A 17,552-nucleotide genomic window follows, 5' to 3' on the forward strand; every position below is an offset into this window, starting at 1 on the left:
GTTACGAGATCACCACCTTGACGATGCCGGTGAGGGCGATCTGGGCGAGAGCGAGCGGGACGAGGAGGGTCCAGGCCAGTTTCTGGAGCTGGTCCTCGCGGAGACGGGGGTAGGTCACGCGCAGCCAGATGACGACGAAGGCCAGGACGGCCGCCTTGAGCAGGGTCCAGACCCAGCCGAGGCCGTCGGCGCCCCAGGGGCCGTGCCAGCCGCCCAGGAAGAGGACGGTGGTCAGGCCGCACAGGACGACGATTCCGGCGTACTCGGCGAGGAGGAACAGGGCGAAGCGCAGGCCGGTGTACTCGGTGTACGCGCCGAAGATGATCTCCGAGTCGGCGACGGGCATGTCGAAGGGGGGTCGTTGCAACTCCGCGAGGCCGGCTACGAAGAAGACGATCGCGCCGATGATCTGCCAGGGCAGCCACCACCACTCGAAGGCGTCCACGATGCCGGGGAGGGAGACGGTGCCGGCCGCCATCGCGACGGAGGCGGCGGTGAGGAGCATCGGGAGTTCGTACGCGAGGAGCTGGGCGGCGGTGCGGAGGCCGCCGAGGAGGGAGAACTTGTTGGCCGAGGCCCAGCCCGCCATGAGCGAGCCGAGGACGCCCACGCCCATGACGGCGAGTACGAAGAAGATGCCCGCGTCGACGACCTCGCCGACGGCGCCCTCGCCCGGCCCGATGGGGATGGCGAGGAGGACCAGGAGGTACGGGAGGAGGGCTACGGCAGGGGCGAGTTGGAAGATACGTCGGTCCGCGCCCGCGGGGACGATGTCTTCCTTCTGCGCGAACTTGACTCCGTCCGCGACGAGTTGGGCCCAGCCGTGGAAGCCGCCCGCGTACATCGGGCCGAGGCGGCCCTGCATGTGGGCCATCACCTTGTGCTCGGTCTGACCGACGATCAGGGGGAACGTCAGGAACACGACGAAGACGACGAGAAGTCGCAGGGCGACGTCGAGAGCGTCGTTCACTGCGGGCCTCCGGAGGGGGCGTCGGGGTCGGGGGTGGGCGGGTCCGGGTCAGGGGGTGCGGTCGGCGGCTTCGGGGTGGCTTCGGGTTCTGGTGAGGCTTCGGCAGCCTCGGGGGCCGCTTCAGGTTCTGGCGAGCCTTCGGCCTTCGGGGCGGTCGCCTCACGATCCGTGACAGCGGGCTCCGGCTCCGGCGCGGCTTCCGATTCCGGAGTGACCTTCGGCTCCGGCGCAGCTTCCGGCTCGGGACTGACCTCCGGCTGCTCCGGTTCCGCCTCGTCGAAGGCAGGGCGGGCGTGGTGCCAGGGCGCGTCCGAACCGCGCGGCGCGGTGGAAGCCGTCGGTTCGGTGTCCTCCGACCGTTGGGTCGCCGAGCCCTGGCTCGCGCTGCGTGCGCGGCGCGGACCGGCAGGAGCCGTCGGTTCGGTGCCAGCCGGAGCCTCAGAAGCTTCCGGATCCGCAGGCGTCGCCGGGGCAGATGTCGCCCCCTGCTGCTCGGCGGCCGGAGCCGCGGCTGCCTGCTGGCTTGCCGATCCCTGGCTCGCGCTCCGCGCCCGACGCGGCGACCCAGGAGCACCGGAGCCGGACCCAGCACCAGCGCCGGTGCCGGCCCCAGTCGAGTCCGCGCCCACCGAGCCCGCCTCCACGGAACCCGTGGCCGCCACGGAACCCGTACCCGCAGGACCCGTCTCCGTCGTCTGGCTCGCCGAGCCCTCCCCCGCCGTGCGGGCCCGGCGCGCCGGGCGGTCGCCGGCCGGGCGGGCGGCGCCGCGGGCCGGGCGGGCCGGGGCCGGAGGGAGTTGGCCCTTGAGGGGGCCCCACTCGTTGGGGTCGGGGACGCCGGGCGGGAGCATCTGGCGGCGCTTGGGGCCGCCGTGCTCGGACTCGCCGGGTTCTTTCGCGCCGGGCCAGGCCTTGGCGACGCGTGCGGCGAGGACGAAGTCCTTGCGGAGGGGGTGGCCTTCGAAGCCCTCAGGGAGCAGCAGCGGGGCAAGACCCGGGTGGCCTTCGAAGGTGACGCCGAACATCTCGTGGGTCTCGCGCTCGTGCCAGCCGGCGCCGGCGTACACGGAGACGGCCGACGGGAGGACGGGCGCGGAGTGCGGGACCGTCGTACGGACGAGCAGGCGCCGTAGCGGACCGAGCGCCGCCACATGCGCCATGACGCGGAAGCCCCCGCCGGGTTGCGTGCCGGGTTCGTCGACCGCGCTCAGCCAGTCGAAGTACGTGCAGCCCAGCACCTCGCGCGAGGTCTCCAGGGCCGCGATCCAGGAAGTCGGCGGGACGTCGACCGTCAGGACCTCGTACGACTCCTCGGCCGTGGCGTCCGGGCCGAAGAGTTCCTCGACGGGGGCGGGGAGCCAGCCGGTCATCGGGCGGCTCCCGGGGCCGGGGGCTGGACCAGACCGCTCTGGAGGGCGGCCACCGACGGTCGCGGCGAGGCGCCGTACCGCTCGCCCAGGGACTCGCGCGCGATCTTCTCCTGGAGTTTCAGGATGCCCTGGAGGAGAGCCTCGGGGCGGGGCGGGCAGCCCGGCACATAGACGTCCACCGGGATGATCTGGTCGACGCCCTTGGTGACGGAGTACGAATCCCAGTACGGGCCACCGCAGTTGGAGCAGGCGCCGAAGGAGATGACGTACTTGGGCTCGGGCATCTGCTCGTACAGGCGCTTCACGGCGGGCGCCATCTTGTCCGTGACCGTGCCCGACACCACCATCAGGTCGGCCTGGCGCGGGCCGGGCGCGAAGGGGATCACGCCGAGCCGGATGAAGTCGTGCCGGGCCATGGACGCGGCGATGAACTCGATGGCGCAGCAGGCGAGGCCGAAGTTGAAGACCCAGAGCGAGTAGCGGCGGCCCCAGTTGAGGACCACCTTCATCGGCTCGGGGGCCAGGCGGGAGAGCGCGCCGAGGCGTTTGGGCTCGGGCACGAAAACCGGCTGCCCGGGGGTCTCGGGGGTCACGTCCATTCCAGGACGCCCTTCTTGTAGGCATAGAGCAGGCCCACGGCCAGGAAGCCGAGGAAGATGAACATCTCCACGAGCGTCGCCGCTCCGTAGCCGGGCGCGGCGAAGATCGTCGCCCAGGGGAAGAGGAAGATCGAGTCGACGGCGAAGATCACGTAGAGGAAGGCGTAGACGTAGTAGCGGACCTGGGTATGGGCCCAGCCCTCGCCGACGGGGTCGACTCCGCACTCGTACGTCATGAGTTTCTCGGGGGTGGGGACCATGGGCCGCAACAGGCGTCCCGCGCCGAACGCGACGGCGACGAACAGTACGCCGACGACGGCGAGCAGTCCGACCACCGAGTACGACTGGAAGTAGTCCGCGGCGACGACGGGCCCGGCCGCGGCCCCGGTCGCCGTGAGCACGGTCGGTTCCGGCACGTCAGCCCCTCGCTCCCTCTGTGATGCGCCTCGTTCGACGATCTGTACGGACGGGAGTCTAGGGCCTGCTAAAGAAACGGTAAGCAGCCCGTCACGCCTCGGCATGGGCTGATGTGCTGCCCCTGTCCGTCCCGGGGGTGGGGTTTTCCCCAGTGGATCCCGGCGGTCCACCTCATGGCGCGGCGGCTCGCCGCCGGGCAGGCTAGCGGATATGACCGAACGCATCACGCTCAGCGGACCGTCGGACAGAACGTCCGACGCCGACCGGCTGCCTCCCGCGCGCTTCGCCTTCGACCCGCAGACGTGGAAGGAGATCGCGCATCTGCTGGCCAATCTGCCGGTGGCACTGTTCGGTTTCACCTACGTGATGACGGTGATGCTCACGGGCCTGGGGCTGACCGTGACGGTGATCGGCTTCCCGCTGCTCGCTGCCGGTCTGCTGGGCGCCCGCCAGCTGGGCAAGATGGAGCGGGCCCGTGCCAGGGTGCTGCTCGGGGTGCGGGTTGACGAGCCGAGTCCGCTGCCGTTGCGCGGCCGGGGCGGGTTCTTCGCCCAGCTGTGGATGTCACTGAAGGACCCGGTGGGCTGGCGCACGGTCCTGTACGACCTCATACGGCTGCCCTGGGGTATCGCCACCTTCACGATCACGCTCACATCGCTGTTCGTGGCCTGGCCGGTGCTGCCGTTCATCGCGCGGGGGCTGACGAACGCCGACCGGGCCATGGTGCGCGGGCTGCTGTCGCCCTCCGAGGACCTGGAGCGGCGTATCGCGGAGCTGGAGTCGGACCGGGGGGTCGTGGTCGACACGGCCGCCGCCGACCTGCGGCGCATCGAACGAGATCTGCACGACGGGGCGCAGGCCCGGCTGGTCAACCTGGCGATGGGGCTCGGCCTGGCCAAGGAGAAGCTCCTGGAGGGCCAGGCCGACGAGACCGTCGCGGCCATGGTCGACGAGGCGCACGGCGAGGTGAAGCTCGCGTTGCAGGAGCTGCGCGATCTGGCTCGCGGCATCCACCCGGCGGTCCTCACCGACCGCGGCCTCGACGCCGCGCTGTCCTCGGTCGCCTCACGCTGCACCGTGCCGGTGAAGGTGACGGCCGACCTGGAGTCGAGACCGGCCGCGGCGATCGAGGGCATCGCGTACTTCACCGTCTCCGAGCTGCTGCAGAACGTGAGCAAGCACAGCGGTGCGCGGTCCGCATCCGTCGACGTATGGCGGACGGACCTGCGGCTGCTCATCCAGGTGTGGGACGACGGGCGCGGCGGCGCCAGCCTCGACGGCGGTACGGGGATGGCGGGCCTCGCGGACCGCCTCGGCGCGGTCGACGGCCTGTTCGTCATCGACTCGCCGCCCGGTGGTCCCACCGTGATCACGGCGGAGCTCCCGTGGCGGGACCGGGACCGGGAAGGCGACCGGAGTGCGCGGGGCGAACCTGCTTCGTGGCGGTAGCGCGACCGACGGCAGGGCGGGCCGGCTGGACCGGTGACAGGACCAGTGGCGGGACCGGCGGCAGGACCACTGGCTGAACCACTGGCAGGACCAGTGGCTGAACCACTGGCTGAACCACTGGCGGCAATCGCCCGTCGCCGCCCGTACCCGCCCGACTGCGCTCCCGTACCTACGCGTACGGCGGCCTCAGCCCAGGGCATACGCCCGGATCGGCCACGTACCCCTGCGATCCTCGCCCGCCGAGCCCGGCGGAGCCCCCGCACCCCCGCACCCCCGCACCCCCGCACCCCCGCCAAGGTAGGGAAAACCCCCGCCCCAAGACGCCGACCCGCTCCATGGTCGGCGGACGCCGTGGACAGCAGGGTTGAGGTACGAGCCGACGAGCAGGACGAGTAGAACGGACGGGACCGATGGCCACGGATTACGGACAGGGGTACGGGCAGCACGACGGGCCCGGACTCCGCGGGGCGGGTGTCGAGGAGCGGCGGTTCCGTCTGCCGGCCCCGTTGCGGGCGCCGATCGAGGCCCGCAGCTGGCGCGAGTTCGGCTATGTGATGCTGAGCCTGCCGCTCGGCATCCTCATGTTCACGTACGCCGTCACGATGTTCTCGCTCGGCGCGGGACTGCTGATCACCTTCCTCGGGGTCCCGGTGCTCGCCGCCGCCCTGGCCGGCAGTCGCGGGTTCGGCTCGCTGGAACGGGCCCGGGCGCGCGGGCTGCTCGGGGTCGAGGTGGCCGAGCCGGAGCCGCTGCGGATGCGGACGCGCGGGGCGTGGGCGTGGATGGGCGCCATGCTCAAGAGCGGTGCGTCCTGGCGGCATCTGCTGTACACGGTGGTGCAGTTCCCGTGGTCGGTGTTCTCGTTCGTGGTGGCGCTGAACATCTGGGCGTACGGGTGGGCGCTGCTGACGTATCCGCTGTGGTTCTGGGTCTTCCCGATGTACGGGGGGCAGGACGGGCTCCAGCTCTACGGCGACGACACGCACAGCGTCTACCTGAACAACCCCTTCGAGATCGCCGTGACCGCGATGGTGGGGCTGCTGTTCACCATGGCCTCGCCGTGGATCGTGCGCGGGCTGACGACGGTGGACGCGGTGATGGTGCGCGGGCTGCTCGGGCCGTCGAAGCTGGCAACGCGGGTGGTCGAGCTGGAGTCGGACCGGGGGGTCGTGGTCGACACCGCCGCCGCCGATCTGCGCCGCATCGAGCGGGATCTGCACGACGGGGCGCAGGCCCGGCTGGTCGCCCTGGCGATGGATCTGGGGCTGGCCAAGGAGAAGCTGACGGAGGATCCGGAGGCGGCCGCGCGGATGGTGGGCGAGGCGCACGGCGAGGTGAAGACGGCGTTGCAGGAGCTGCGGGATCTGGCCCGCGGCATCCACCCGGCGGTCCTCACCGACCGTGGCCTGGACGCGGCGCTGTCCGCGGTGTCGTCGCGGTGCACCGTGCCGGTGCAGGTCGATGTGGATCTGCCGACGCGGCCCGCGCCCGCGATAGAGGGGATCGCGTACTTCACGGTCTCCGAGCTGCTGCAGAACATCAGCAAGCATTCGCGGGCCACGCGGGCCACGGTGGATGTCTGGCGGGTCGAGAACCGGCTGATGCTCCAGGTCGTGGACAACGGGGTGGGCGGGGCCGATGGCTCCGGCGGGTCCGGGCTTGCGGGGCTCGCGGAGCGGCTCGGGGCGGTGGACGGGATTCTGGTGGTGGATTCGCCGGTGGGCGGGCCCACTCGGATCACCGCGGAGCTGCCCTGGCGGGGGTGAGTGGTCCGGGACCCGGGCGGCGTGGGTGTTTTTCGCCCCCGCCGCCCCTACCCATTCCCGCCCCCTGGGGGCTGCGCCCCCAGACCCCCATATCGCGCTGACGCGCTCGTCCTCAAACGCCGGACGGGCTGAACAGCTCCCCTCCGGTCCCAATGCTGGAATGCTGGGGTCTGTCGTACGAGTGGGGACTAACCCGGCACCGGCCGGGAGCAGGGCTCTGGGGGGCCGAAAATCGTGGAGGACAGGGTGCGGGTCGTCATCGCCGAGGATTCAGTGCTGCTCAGGGAGGGCCTGACCCGGTTGTTGACCGATCGCGGACACGACGTGGTGGCGGGGGTCGGGGACGGGGACGCGCTGATCAAGACGATCACCGAGTTCGCGGACCGGGACGCGCTGCCGGACGTCGTCGTCGCCGACGTGCGGATGCCGCCGACGCACACCGACGAGGGGGTCAGGGCCGCCGTACAGCTGCGCAAGGCGTACCCGGGACTCGGTGTGCTCGTGCTGTCGCAGTACGTGGAGGAGCAGTACGCCACCGAACTGCTGGCCGGTTCGAGCCGGGGCGTCGGCTATCTGCTCAAGGACCGGGTGGCCGAGGTGCGCGAGTTCGTGGACGCGGTGGTACGGGTGGCCCAGGGGGGTACCGCGCTGGACCCGGAGGTGGTCGCGCAGCTGCTCGGGCGGAGCCGCAAGCAGCATGTGCTCGCGGGGCTCACCCCGAGAGAGCGGGAGGTCCTGGGTCTGATGGCCGAGGGGCGGACGAACTCGGCCGTCGCCCGGCAGCTCGTCGTGAGTGACGGCGCGGTCGAGAAGCACGTCAGCAACATCTTCCTGAAACTGGGCCTGTCCCAGAGCGACGGGGACCACCGGCGTGTTCTCGCGGTCCTCACCTATCTGAACTCCTGATCATCTGACACTGTGTCAGGTGATTGCGGACACGCCATGGAACGCGAGAACCGGCCAGGCGACACAAGAACCACCACAGCCGTGCGGCACGAGAACCGAACGAAGAGTGGGAGCGTCTTCAAGGGAAGCGTCGGGGGGCGGGTAAATCATGACAAGTCAGACCGTCAAGCAGTCTCAAAAAGGTGTCCACTGTGCGAATGACCCCGGGAAGGCGACCCTTACAGACGTAGGGTTGATCCTGGGAAGGCCTGCGGGAAGGCCGCTCCCAGACACCCGCCTCGAGGGAGGTCCAGTTCAGTGACCAGCCAGGTCAGTAGCGCAGCGGAACAGGCCGACGGAGCCGTCGTAGGAGAACAGCGCAAACCGGCAGGGGCGAAAGAGCTCCGCCGGCTGGACCGGGTGATCATCCGGTTCGCGGGTGACTCGGGTGACGGTATGCAGCTCACCGGAGACCGCTTCACCTCCGAGACGGCGTCCTTCGGCAACGACCTCTCGACCCTTCCGAACTTCCCCGCCGAAATCCGAGCGCCCGCAGGCACCCTGCCGGGCGTTTCGTCTTTCCAGCTGCACTTCGCGGACCACGACATCCTCACCCCCGGCGACGCGCCCAACGTGCTCGTCGCCATGAACCCCGCCGCCCTGAAGGCGAACATCGCCGACGTACCGCGTGGCGCGGAGATCATCGTCAACACCGACGAGTTCACCAAACGGGCGATGTCGAAGGTCGGTTACCCGACGAACCCCCTTGAGGACGGCTCCCTGGACGGCTACAGCGTCCACCCCGTCCCGCTCACCACGATGACCGTCGAGGCGCTCAAGGAGTTCGACCTCTCCCGCAAGGAGGCCGAGCGCAGCAAGAACATGTTCGCCCTCGGACTGCTCTCCTGGATGTACCACCGGCCCACCGAGGGCACCGAGAAGTTCCTGAAGACCAAGTTCGCGAAGAAGCCGGAGATCGCCGCCGCCAACATCGCGGCGTTCAGGGCCGGTTGGAACTTCGGCGAGACCACGGAGGACTTCGCGGTCTCCTACGAGGTCGCCCCCGCCTCCCACACCTTCCCGACCGGCACCTACCGCAACATCTCCGGGAACCTGGCCCTGTCGTACGGCCTGATCGCCGCCTCCCGGCAGGCGGACCTGCCGCTCTACCTCGGCTCGTACCCGATCACCCCGGCCTCCGACATCCTGCACGAGCTGTCCAAGCACAAGAACTTCGGCGTCCGCACCTTCCAGGCCGAGGACGAGATCGCCGGCATCGGCGCCGCGCTGGGCGCCGCCTTCGGCGGCTCGCTGGGCGTCACCACCACCTCCGGCCCCGGTGTCGCCCTCAAGTCCGAGACCATCGGCCTCGCCGTCTCCCTCGAACTGCCCCTGCTGGTCATCGACATCCAGCGCGGCGGCCCTTCGACCGGTCTGCCGACGAAGACGGAACAGGCCGATCTGCTGCAGGCCATGTTCGGCCGCAACGGCGAGGCCCCGGTCCCGATCGTCGCCCCCCGGACCCCCGCCGACTGCTTCGACGCCGCGATCGAGGCCGCCCGCATCGCCGTCACCTATCGCACCCCGGTGTTCCTGCTGAGCGACGGCTATCTGGCCAACGGCAGCGAACCGTGGCGGGTCCCGGACACCGACGAACTCCCCGACCTGCGTGTGCAGTTCGCCCAGGGGCCCAACCACACCCTGGACGACGGCACCGAAGTCTTCTGGCCCTACAAGCGCGACCCCCAGACCCTCGCCCGCCCGTGGGCGATCCCGGGCACGCCGGGTCTGGAGCACCGCATCGGCGGCATCGAGAAGCAGGACGGCACGGGCAACATCTCCTACGACCCCGCCAACCACGACTTCATGGTCCGCACCCGCCAGGCCAAGGTCGACGGTATCGACGTACCGGACGTGGAAGTCGACGACCTGTCCGGCACGGCCAACACCCTTGTCCTGGGCTGGGGTTCGACCTACGGACCCATCACGGCGGCGGTACGGCGGCTGCGAGCGGCCGGGGACTCCATCGCGCAGGCCCACTTGCGGCACCTGAACCCGTTCCCGCGGAATCTGGGCGCGGTGTTGAAGCGTTACGACAAGGTGGTGATCCCCGAGATGAACCTCGGCCAGCTCGCCACACTCATCCGGGCGAAGTACCTGGTGGACGCCCACTCGTACAACCAGGTGAACGGCATGCCGTTCAAGGCTGAGCAGCTCGCCACGGCTCTCAAGGAGGCCATCGATGGCTGAGACGACCACGGAAGGCACGGGCTCGATCGAGGCGCTTTCTCTCGTCCCCAAGGCCGAGGCCAGGCAATCCATGAAGGACTTCAAGTCCGATCAGGAAGTGCGCTGGTGCCCCGGCTGCGGTGACTACGCGGTCCTCGCCGCGGTGCAGGGCTTCATGCCCGAACTGGGCCTGGCGAAGGAGAACATCGTCTTCGTCTCGGGCATCGGCTGCTCGTCCCGCTTCCCGTACTACATGAACACGTACGGGATGCACTCCATCCACGGCCGCGCCCCCGCCATCGCCACCGGACTCGCCTCCAGCCGACGGGACTTGAGCGTATGGGTGGTGACCGGTGACGGCGACGCGCTGTCCATCGGCGGCAACCACCTCATCCACGCCCTGCGCCGCAATGTGAACCTCAAGATCCTGCTCTTCAACAACCGGATCTACGGTCTGACCAAGGGCCAGTACTCGCCCACCTCCGAGGTCGGCAAGATCACCAAGTCGACGCCGATGGGCTCCCTGGACGCGCCCTTCAACCCGGTGTCCCTGGCGATCGGCGCGGAGGCCTCCTTCGTGGCCCGCACGGTCGACTCCGACCGCAAGCACCTCACCGAGGTGCTGCGCCAGGCCGCCGCCCACCCCGGCACCGCGCTCGTCGAGATCTACCAGAACTGCAACATCTTCAACGACGGCGCCTTCGAGGTGCTGAAGGACAGGCAGCAGGCCGAGGAGGCAGTGATCCGGCTGGAGCACGGGCAGCCCATCCGCTTCGGCGCCGACGGCAACCGCGGTGTCGTACGCGATGAGCGGACCGGCGACCTCAAGGCCGTCACCGTCACCCCGGAGAACGAGGCGCAGATCCTGGTCCACGACGCGCACTCCGCGTCCCCGACCACCGCGTTCGCGCTCTCGCGGCTCGCCGACCCGGACACCCTGCACCACACCCCCATCGGCGTGTTCCGTTCCGTGGACCGGCCGGTCTACGACACCCAGATGTCGGACCAGCTCGACTCGGCCATCGAGCAGAACGGCAAGGGCGACCTCGCGGCGCTGCTCGCGGGCGGCGACACCTGGACGGTCGTCGGCTAGTCCGGCCCGGTCCCGTACGTCCTACCGGGCCCGGGCCGTCAGGTGCGGGCCCTGTCGTACGTCTCGCGCGCCTTCAGCACGTCGTCCATCCGCTCGTTCGTCCAGGTCCCCAGCGCACTCACCAGCTGGGCGGCCTCGCGTCCCAGATCGGTGAGGGAGTAGTCGACCCGGGGCGGGATCACCGGCTTGGCGTCGCGATGGACGAGACCGTCACGCTCCAGGGTCTGGAGGGTCTGGGTCAGCATCTTCTCGCTGACCCGGCCGATCGCGCGACGCAGCTCGCTGAAGCGGTACGAGCGTTCGTTCAGCTCGATCAGAACGAGGACGCCCCAGCGACTGGTGACGTGCTCCAGGACGAGGCGGTGCGGGCACATGGCCTCGCCCTCGAGGCTCCAGATACTTACGGACATGCCAGTACCTTACTTCAAAGTGGGTACTTTCGAGAAGTTAGTGCAGCTCCTAGGGTGAGTGCCAAGCCACCCGCTAGGAGATATCAGTCATGAGCATCGTCGTCACCGGAGCCACCGGAAACCTCGGCCGCCACGTCATCGAGGGCCTGCTGGAGAAGGTCCCGGCCGACCAGATCACCGCCGTCGTCCGCGACACGGAGAAGGCCGCCGGTTTCGCGGCCCGCGGCGTGAAGATCGCGGTAGCCGACTACAACGCCCCCGACACCTTCGACGGCGTCATCTCCGCCGGTGACAAGGTGCTGCTGATCTCCGGCAACGAGTTCCACCTCGGCCGCGTGGGCCAGCACAAGGTGGTCCTCGACGCCGCCAAGACCGCCGGGGCCGCGCTCCTCGCGTACACCAGCGCTCCCGGCAGCCTCACGGCCGCCCTGGCCGACGACCACCGGGCCACCGAGGCGGCGATCCTCGCGTCCGGTCTGCCGTACTCCCTGCTGCGCAACGGCTGGTACAACGAGAACTACACCGAGAACCTCGCCCCCGTCCTGGAGCACGGCGCCGTCGTCCAGGCCGCCGGCGAGGGCCGGATCGCCGCCGCCACGCGCGCCGACTACGCGGCCGCCGCCGTGGCGGTGCTGACCGGCGAGGGCCACGAGAACACGACGTACGAGCTGAGCGGCGACACCACGTTCGGCTTCGCCGAGTACGCCGCCGAGGTGGGCAGGCAGTCCGGCAAGGAGATCGCCTACAACGCCGTTCCCGCCGAGGTCTACACCGGCATCCTGACCGGCGCCGGGCTGCCCGAGGCCCTCGCCGCGATCCTGGCGGGTGTCGACGGGTCCATCGCGAAGGGCGAGCTGGCGGTCACGACCGGCGACCTGTCCCGGCTGACCGGCCGCCCGACCACGCCGATCGCCGAGTCCATCGCGGCGGCACTGAAGGGCTGACTCCCCCTCGGGCCCTCGGTACCGCTCTCCGAACCCCCGCCTGTAACGACCGTATGGCGATACGGGCATGACAGGCGGGGGCGCTCGGCGTTACCTTCTTGAAGGCCGTACGGATACGGCCGAAGGGGCAAGGAGGACGCGGTGGCGGCGAAGGCCAGGGGCGAACAGCACATAGGTCTGCTGAACGGCATCGCGGCATACGGCATGTGGGGGCTCGTCCCCCTGTTCTGGCCGCTCCTGCAGCCTGCCGGGGCGGTCGAGATCCTCGCCCACCGGATGGTCTGGTCGCTGGCCTTCGTCGGGATCGCGCTCGTCGTGATGCGGCGCTGGGCCTGGGCCGGTGAGCTGATACGACAGCCGCGCAAGCTCGGACTGATCACGGTGGCCGCGGCCGTCATCACCGTGAACTGGGGCGTCTACATCTGGGCTGTGAACTCGGGTCACGTGGTCGAGGCCTCGCTGGGCTACTTCATCAACCCGCTGGTCACCATCGCGATGGGCGTGCTGATCCTCAAGGAGCGGATGCGCCCCCTCCAGTGGACCGCGGTCGGCGTCGCCTTCGCAGCGGTGGTCGTCCTCACCCTCGGATACGGCAGCCCGCCGTGGATCTCCCTCATCCTCGCCTTCTCATTCGCCACCTACGGACTGGTGAAGAAGAAGGTCAACATCGGCGGCATCGAGTCGCTCGCCGCCGAGACGGCCATCCAGTTCCTGCCCGCCCTGGGCTTTCTGCTGTGGCTGGGGTCGTCCGGCAAGGCGACCTTCGGCACGGAGGGCGTGGGCCACATGGCGCTCCTCGCCGCGACGGGCGTGGTGACCGCGCTTCCGCTCGTCTGCTTCGGCGCGGCCGCGATCAGGGTCCCGCTGTCCACCCTGGGACTCCTCCAATACCTCGCCCCGGTCTTCCAGTTCCTCCTGGGCATCCTCTACTTCCACGAGGCCATGCCGCCCGAGCGCTGGGCCGGGTTCGCACTGGTCTGGCTCGCGCTGTCGCTGCTCACCTTCGACGCGCTGCGCACCGCCCGCCGAGCGGCTCGCACGCTCAGGGCCGAGACCAGCGCGCCCAGGACCACCATCGCCACCGGCACGGTCAGCGCCGCCCGGAAGGCGGACAGCATCGCATCCGGGTCATTGGCCGCAGACTCCGATCCCGTCGACGCCAAGCCGTAGACCGCGGTCACCGCCGAGATCCCGATCGCCGAGCCGAACTGCGTCGCCGTGTGCAGCAGCCCGCTCGCGAGCCCCTGCTCCGACTCGGCCACGCCGTCCGTCGCCGCGATCGTCAGCGGCCCGTAGGCGAGTGCGAACGCGGTCCCCGCGATGATCAGGGTCGGGAACATCGCCGCGTACGACCAGTCCGCGCCGACGGGCAGGAACAGCCCGTACGCGATCACGGCAAGCACGAAGCCGCCGAGGATCACCCGCGCGTGGCCGAACCACTCGACCAGTTTCGGCGTGAGCGTCGGCGCGAGCACCGCGTCGCAGCCCATCACGATGAGCGCGATCGCCGTCTGGAGCGCCGACCAGCCGCGCAGTTCCTGCAGATACAGCGTCAGCACGAACTGGAAGCCGAAGAAGGCGCCCACGAAGAGCAGGGCACCGAGGTCGGCACGGACCACCGAGCCGGTACGGAGGATGCCGAGGCGTACGAGGGGGGTGGCCGCGCGGCGTTCGACGACGACGAAGGTGGTGGCCAGGAGCAGCGCCGCGAGTGCCGCTGCCGCCGTCAACTGCCATTCATGCAGGCCGTGTTCGAGACGGAGGACGGTGTAGGCGGCGAGAAGCATGGCTCCGGCGGCGGTGACGGCGCCGGTGAGGTCGAATCGCCGTTCTGTCGTACGGGGTTGGGGGCGCCCTTCCTGTACGGGGATCAGCCGGACCGCCGCGGCCAGGAGCGCGCCCGCCAGCAGGACCGGTGCGAAGAACACCCAGCGCCAGTCGAGTTCGGTGAGCAGGCCGCCGATGACGAGGCCGAGGGAGAAGCCGCCGGCCCCCGTGCCCGCGAAGACCAGCAGGGCCTTGTTGCGCTGGGGACCCTCCTCGTACGACGTCGTGATCAGGGACAGTGCCGCCGGGGTCATGAACGCGGCGGAGACTCCCGTGACGAAGCGGGCGACGATCAGCATCCAGCCCTCCGTGGCGAAGCCGCCGAGTCCGGAGAAGGCGATGAAGACCGTCAGCCAGATGAGGAACATCCGGCGGCGGCCGAGCAGGTCGGCGGCGCGTCCGCCGAGGAGGGTGAAGCCGGCGTAGCCGAGGACGTAGGCGCTCATCACCCAGGCCGCGCTGCCTGTGGTCAGGTCGAGGTCGGATCTGATGGAGGGGATCGCGACCGCGAGCATCGCGACGTCTGCGCCCTCCAAGAAGATCGTTCCGCAGAGGACGAGGAGCAGGGCCCAGGCTCGTTTACCCACGGTGAACTCCTTTTGGACTGGGGGCGGTTACTCGGGTGAGGGTCGGTTCCCTCTTGTAACCACCGCCAGCCTGCGGCAGCATCGACAGGCATGGAAGAAGGCACTTCAAAGTCACTGAGTAACTGCGAAAGTACCGTCGACTACGGGGATGCGGACCCCTTCCAGTGGGACACCCGGGAGGACTGCGAGGTGCGGCAGATCCTCGACCGGATCGCCGACAAGTGGTCCCTGCTTGTGATCGCTCTGCTCGAGCAACGCGTGCTCCGGTTCACGGAGTTGCGGCGGGAGATCGACGGCGTCAGTCAGCGGATGCTCACGGTTACCTTGCGGCAGCTTGAGCGGGACGGGCTGGTGAAGCGGACGGTTCATGCGGTGGTGCCGCCTCGGGTGGAGTACGAACTCACGCCGTTGGGTGGGACGTTGCATGCGACCATCCAGTCGCTGGTGACGTGGACGGAGGTCCATCGGGGGGAGATTGCTTCGGCTCGGGTGGCTTATGACTCGCGGGGGTCTGCGGTCGGGGGTGGGTGACGGCGGGTTTTTCGCCCCCTCCGCCCCTTCCCGTCCCGTTCCTGGGGGCTCCGCCCCCAGACCCCCGTTCGCCCGAAGGGCTCGTCCTCAAACGCCGGACGGGCTGGAACCGAAAGGCTCGCCCTCAAGCGTCCGGCGTGCTGGAGCGGGCCCGGTGTGCGCGGACCTTGTTGAGGTTGCCGCAGTGTTCCATGGCGCACCAGCGGCGGCGGCCGGGGCGGGATGTGTCCACGAAGAGCAGGTAGCAGTTGTGGGATCCGCATTCGCGAATGCGGTCGGCGTGCGGGCCGGTGAAGAGGTCCACGGCGTCGCGCGCGACCGTGGAGAGAAGCTGCGTGCCCGTGGCTCCGGGGGCCCAGGCGCGGGTGCCGTCCGGCTCGATGCGGGCGGCGAGCGGGGGTTCGGCCGCGGCCGCGTTGACGACGGCCAGGTCGCGGGGGTTCGGGGGGCGGCCGTGCGCGCGGTCGGCCGTCAGCAGGAACAGGGCGTCACGAACCGACCGTGTGCGCTCCAACTCCTGCTGGGTTATGGACAGTTCGAGTCCGGGTGACAGACGGCTCCGGTCCGCCCAGCGGGCCAGGTCGGACGGCTCGTGCAGCACCTCGTAGCGGGCGAACTCGCCCGGACCGCCGGTCGTCAGCAGCTCCAGGCAGAGCGCTCCCGGGTCGAAGCGGAAGGCCTTTCCGCCGTGCGACACGAGGGTCATCCCTGGCGATTCCATTGCGCGCTCGCTCACGTAACCACTATAAGTGGTTACCATGACACACGCGACCCTGCACTGGAAGCTCGTCATCGACTCCGCCGACCCGCACTCCCAGGCCGACTTCTGGGCCGCCGCGCTCGGCTACGAGGTCGAGGACAACAGCGCGCTCGTCGAACAACTGCTGGGCGCCGGCGCCGTACCGGCCGAGCTCACCGTCGAGTCCCACGGCCGCCGGGCCTTCCGGGACCTGATCGCCGTACGGCATCCGGACGATCCGTACGAGGAGGCGAGCGGAACCGGGCTCGGGCGGCGGCTGCTCTTCCAGCGGGTGCCGGAGCCGAAGACGGTCAAGAACCGGCTGCATCTGGACCTGCACGCGGGGGCGGAGCGGCGCGGGGCGGAGGTCGCGCGGCTGGAGGGGCTCGGCGCGAGTGTGCTGCGGCAGGTGAAGGAGCCCGGGGGTGAGTGGGTCGTCATGACCGACCCTGAGGGGAACGAGTTCTGCGTGCAGTAGGCGGTTCGTCGTACGGCCGGGGCGGTTCGCCCTACGGCCCAGGCGGTTCGCCGTACGGCCAAGGCGGTTTGTCGCACGGCCCAGCGGCTCGTCGTACGGCCGGGTTCCCGGCGCGAACTGATCGCATCCGCTATCTGAACAGCCGTGACCGGATTGCGCTCTTGACGGAGCTTCAGGCTCAGCTTCACCATCAGGCACCCCATTCACTGTGGAATCCCTGTGGATTCCCACGGAATTCGGAGCCCCCCACATGAAGCTCTCCATTCCCGGGCGTGCTGGCACGGCTGCCATGGTCACCGCCGTCACGCTCCTCACCACCGGCGCGATAACCGGCGCGGCACCCGCATCCCCGCTCGCGGTTGCCGCGCCCGATCTCCCCGTGGCCAACGTCAAGGCCCATCTCGCACAGCTCCAGGCCATCGCCACCGCCAACGGAGGCAACCGCGCCCACGGCCGCACCGGCTACAAGGCGTCCCTCGACTACGCGAAGGCCAAGCTGGACGCGGCCGGATTCACCACGACCGTCCAGCAGTTCACGTCCGGCGGACGCACCGGCTACAACCTGATCGCCGACTGGCCCGGCGGCGACACCAACCAGGTCGTCATGTCGGGGTCCCACCTCGACAGCGTGACGGCGGGGGCCGGCATCAACGACAACGGGTCCGGATCGGCCGCGGTCCTCGAGGCCGCGCTCACCGTCTCCCGTACGCAGTACCAGCCCACCAAGCATCTGCGTTTCGCCTGGTGGGGCGCGGAGGAGCTGGGCATGGTCGGTTCGCGGTACTACGTGAACAGCCTGACCACCGCGAACCGTTCGAAGATCAGCGGCTATCTCAACTTCGACATGATCGGCTCGCCGAACCCCGGCTACTTCGTCTACGACGACGACCCCGCCATCGAGAAGACCTTCCAGAACTACTTCGCGGGCATCGGCATCGCGACGGAGATCGAGACCGAGGGCGACGGCCGCTCCGACCACGCCCCCTTCAAGAACGCGGGCATCCCCGTCGGCGGCCTCTTCAGCGGCGCGGACTACATCAAGACGGCGGCCCAGGCGGCGAAGTGGGGCGGTACGTCGGGCAGAGCCTTCGACGCCTGCTACCACTCCTCGTGCGACACGACGTCGAACATCAACGACACGGCGCTGGACCGGAACGGGGACGCGCTGGCCTACGCGGTGTGGGAGCTGTCCTCATAGCGGGCCTCTGAACTCGGCCTCGGCGGACGCATCCCGTTCCGCCGGGGCCTGTTCGGTTCC

16 protein-coding genes and 1 pseudogene are annotated in these 17,552 nt (G+C 69.8%); 10 read left to right on the forward strand and 7 right to left on the reverse strand.

All coding sequences use genetic code 11. From position 1 onward, the window contains the following. Position 1: 1 nt before the first annotated feature. Genes OG246_RS04695 through OG246_RS04710 form a run of 4 tightly spaced genes read right to left on the reverse strand, consistent with a single transcriptional unit; the run spans position 2 to position 3,355 of the window. On the reverse strand, positions 2 to 970 hold the full coding sequence (locus OG246_RS04695) for a complex I subunit 1 family protein (RefSeq protein ID WP_266456248.1): 969 nt from the start codon (positions 968 to 970) through the stop codon (positions 2 to 4). After that, positions 967 to 2,340: an NADH-quinone oxidoreductase subunit C gene (locus tag OG246_RS04700; protein ID WP_266456250.1), complete on the reverse strand. Its 1,374-nt coding sequence runs from the start codon at positions 2,338 to 2,340 to the stop codon at positions 967 to 969. The genes OG246_RS04695 and OG246_RS04700 overlap by 4 nt, the downstream gene beginning before the upstream one ends. Continuing rightward, the gene (locus tag OG246_RS04705; RefSeq protein WP_266456252.1) at positions 2,337 to 2,939 is read right to left on the reverse strand and encodes an NADH-quinone oxidoreductase subunit B; all 603 of its coding nucleotides are present in this window, start codon (positions 2,937 to 2,939) and stop codon (positions 2,337 to 2,339) included. The genes OG246_RS04700 and OG246_RS04705 overlap by 4 nt, the downstream gene beginning before the upstream one ends. Further along, positions 2,930 to 3,355, reverse strand: coding sequence for an NADH-quinone oxidoreductase subunit A (locus OG246_RS04710; RefSeq protein ID WP_266456254.1), 426 nt, complete (start codon positions 3,353 to 3,355; stop codon positions 2,930 to 2,932). The genes OG246_RS04705 and OG246_RS04710 overlap by 10 nt, the downstream gene beginning before the upstream one ends. 211 nt (positions 3,356 to 3,566) lie before the next feature. Between OG246_RS04710 and OG246_RS04715 the strand changes: the two genes are divergently transcribed. From OG246_RS04715 to OG246_RS04735, 5 genes are all read left to right on the forward strand, one after another. Further along, positions 3,567 to 4,805, forward strand: coding sequence for a sensor histidine kinase (locus OG246_RS04715; protein ID WP_266456257.1), 1,239 nt, complete (start codon positions 3,567 to 3,569; stop codon positions 4,803 to 4,805). 410 nt (positions 4,806 to 5,215) lie between these two features. Beyond that, on the forward strand, positions 5,216 to 6,571 hold the full coding sequence (locus OG246_RS04720; RefSeq protein ID WP_266456260.1) for a sensor histidine kinase: 1,356 nt from the start codon (positions 5,216 to 5,218) through the stop codon (positions 6,569 to 6,571). A gap of 246 nt (positions 6,572 to 6,817) precedes the next feature. After that, positions 6,818 to 7,477: a response regulator transcription factor gene (locus OG246_RS04725; RefSeq protein ID WP_323178307.1), complete on the forward strand. Its 660-nt coding sequence runs from the start codon at positions 6,818 to 6,820 to the stop codon at positions 7,475 to 7,477. 297 nt (positions 7,478 to 7,774) lie between these two features. Continuing rightward, entirely contained in the window at positions 7,775 to 9,706 is a 1,932-nt protein-coding gene (locus OG246_RS04730; RefSeq protein WP_266456266.1) for a 2-oxoacid:acceptor oxidoreductase subunit alpha, read from the forward strand. Beyond that, entirely contained in the window at positions 9,699 to 10,778 is a 1,080-nt protein-coding gene (locus OG246_RS04735; RefSeq protein ID WP_266456269.1) for a 2-oxoacid:ferredoxin oxidoreductase subunit beta, read from the forward strand. The genes OG246_RS04730 and OG246_RS04735 overlap by 8 nt, the downstream gene beginning before the upstream one ends. A gap of 38 nt (positions 10,779 to 10,816) precedes the next feature. Here OG246_RS04735 and OG246_RS04740 read toward each other — a convergent pair whose 3' ends face one another. Next, positions 10,817 to 11,188: a helix-turn-helix domain-containing protein gene (locus OG246_RS04740; RefSeq protein ID WP_266456272.1), complete on the reverse strand. Its 372-nt coding sequence runs from the start codon at positions 11,186 to 11,188 to the stop codon at positions 10,817 to 10,819. Between the two features lie 89 nt (positions 11,189 to 11,277). Here OG246_RS04740 and OG246_RS04745 point away from each other — a divergent pair, with 89 nt between their 5' ends. Both OG246_RS04745 and rarD read left to right on the forward strand, forming a co-directional pair. Continuing rightward, positions 11,278 to 12,132 (forward strand): NAD(P)H-binding protein, encoded by an 855-nt coding sequence (locus tag OG246_RS04745; protein WP_266456273.1) that lies wholly within the window; start codon positions 11,278 to 11,280, stop codon positions 12,130 to 12,132. A 141-nt stretch (positions 12,133 to 12,273) separates the two neighbouring features. Beyond that, on the forward strand, positions 12,274 to 13,302 hold the full coding sequence (gene rarD / locus OG246_RS42735) for an EamA family transporter RarD (RefSeq protein WP_323178276.1): 1,029 nt from the start codon (positions 12,274 to 12,276) through the stop codon (positions 13,300 to 13,302). An 80-nt stretch (positions 13,303 to 13,382) separates the two neighbouring features. Here rarD and OG246_RS04755 read toward each other — a convergent pair. Further along, a pseudogene (locus tag OG246_RS04755) lies at positions 13,383 to 14,474 on the reverse strand (MFS transporter); the annotation flags it as partial. 162 nt (positions 14,475 to 14,636) lie between these two features. On the opposite strand from OG246_RS04755, the gene OG246_RS04760 reads away from it, so the two are divergent. Beyond that, on the forward strand, positions 14,637 to 15,077 hold the full coding sequence (locus tag OG246_RS04760) for a helix-turn-helix domain-containing protein (RefSeq protein WP_266456278.1): 441 nt from the start codon (positions 14,637 to 14,639) through the stop codon (positions 15,075 to 15,077). 124 nt (positions 15,078 to 15,201) lie between these two features. Here OG246_RS04760 and OG246_RS04765 read toward each other — a convergent pair whose 3' ends face one another. Next, positions 15,202 to 15,783 carry a CGNR zinc finger domain-containing protein gene (locus tag OG246_RS04765; RefSeq protein ID WP_266463864.1) on the reverse strand — a complete coding sequence of 194 codons (582 nt, stop codon included), beginning with the start codon at positions 15,781 to 15,783 and terminating at the stop codon, positions 15,202 to 15,204. 52 nt (positions 15,784 to 15,835) lie between these two features. Here OG246_RS04765 and OG246_RS04770 point away from each other — a divergent pair, with 52 nt between their 5' ends. Further along, positions 15,836 to 16,294, forward strand: a complete 459-nt coding sequence (locus tag OG246_RS04770) for a VOC family protein (protein ID WP_266456281.1) — start codon at positions 15,836 to 15,838, stop codon at positions 16,292 to 16,294. A 250-nt stretch (positions 16,295 to 16,544) separates the two neighbouring features. Continuing rightward, entirely contained in the window at positions 16,545 to 17,492 is a 948-nt protein-coding gene (locus OG246_RS04775) for a M28 family metallopeptidase (RefSeq protein WP_266456283.1), read from the forward strand. The last annotated feature ends 60 nt before the right edge of the window (positions 17,493 to 17,552 follow it).

The organism is Streptomyces sp. NBC_00620 (assembly GCF_026341825.1).
Lineage (GTDB): Bacteria > Actinomycetota > Actinomycetes > Streptomycetales > Streptomycetaceae > Streptomyces.

Excerpts from the sequence above, each read along its gene's own strand:
- OG246_RS04700 (WP_266456250.1), bottom strand. The coding sequence starts at position 2,340 with ATGACCGGCTGGCTCCCCGCCCCCGTCGAGGAACTCTTCGGCCCGGAC.
- OG246_RS04705 (WP_266456252.1), bottom strand. The coding sequence starts at position 2,939 with ATGGACGTGACCCCCGAGACCCCCGGGCAGCCGGTTTTCGTGCCCGAG.
- OG246_RS04715 (WP_266456257.1), top strand. The coding sequence starts at position 3,567 with ATGACCGAACGCATCACGCTCAGCGGACCGTCGGACAGAACGTCCGAC.
- OG246_RS04720 (WP_266456260.1), top strand. The coding sequence starts at position 5,216 with ATGGCCACGGATTACGGACAGGGGTACGGGCAGCACGACGGGCCCGGA.
- OG246_RS04735 (WP_266456269.1), top strand. The coding sequence starts at position 9,699 with ATGGCTGAGACGACCACGGAAGGCACGGGCTCGATCGAGGCGCTTTCT.
- OG246_RS04740 (WP_266456272.1), bottom strand. The coding sequence starts at position 11,188 with ATGTCCGTAAGTATCTGGAGCCTCGAGGGCGAGGCCATGTGCCCGCAC.
- OG246_RS04745 (WP_266456273.1), top strand. The coding sequence starts at position 11,278 with ATGAGCATCGTCGTCACCGGAGCCACCGGAAACCTCGGCCGCCACGTC.
- OG246_RS04760 (WP_266456278.1), top strand. The coding sequence starts at position 14,637 with ATGGAAGAAGGCACTTCAAAGTCACTGAGTAACTGCGAAAGTACCGTC.
- OG246_RS04765 (WP_266463864.1), bottom strand. The coding sequence starts at position 15,783 with ATGACCCTCGTGTCGCACGGCGGAAAGGCCTTCCGCTTCGACCCGGGA.
- OG246_RS04770 (WP_266456281.1), top strand. The coding sequence starts at position 15,836 with ATGACACACGCGACCCTGCACTGGAAGCTCGTCATCGACTCCGCCGAC.
- OG246_RS04775 (WP_266456283.1), top strand. The coding sequence starts at position 16,545 with ATGAAGCTCTCCATTCCCGGGCGTGCTGGCACGGCTGCCATGGTCACC.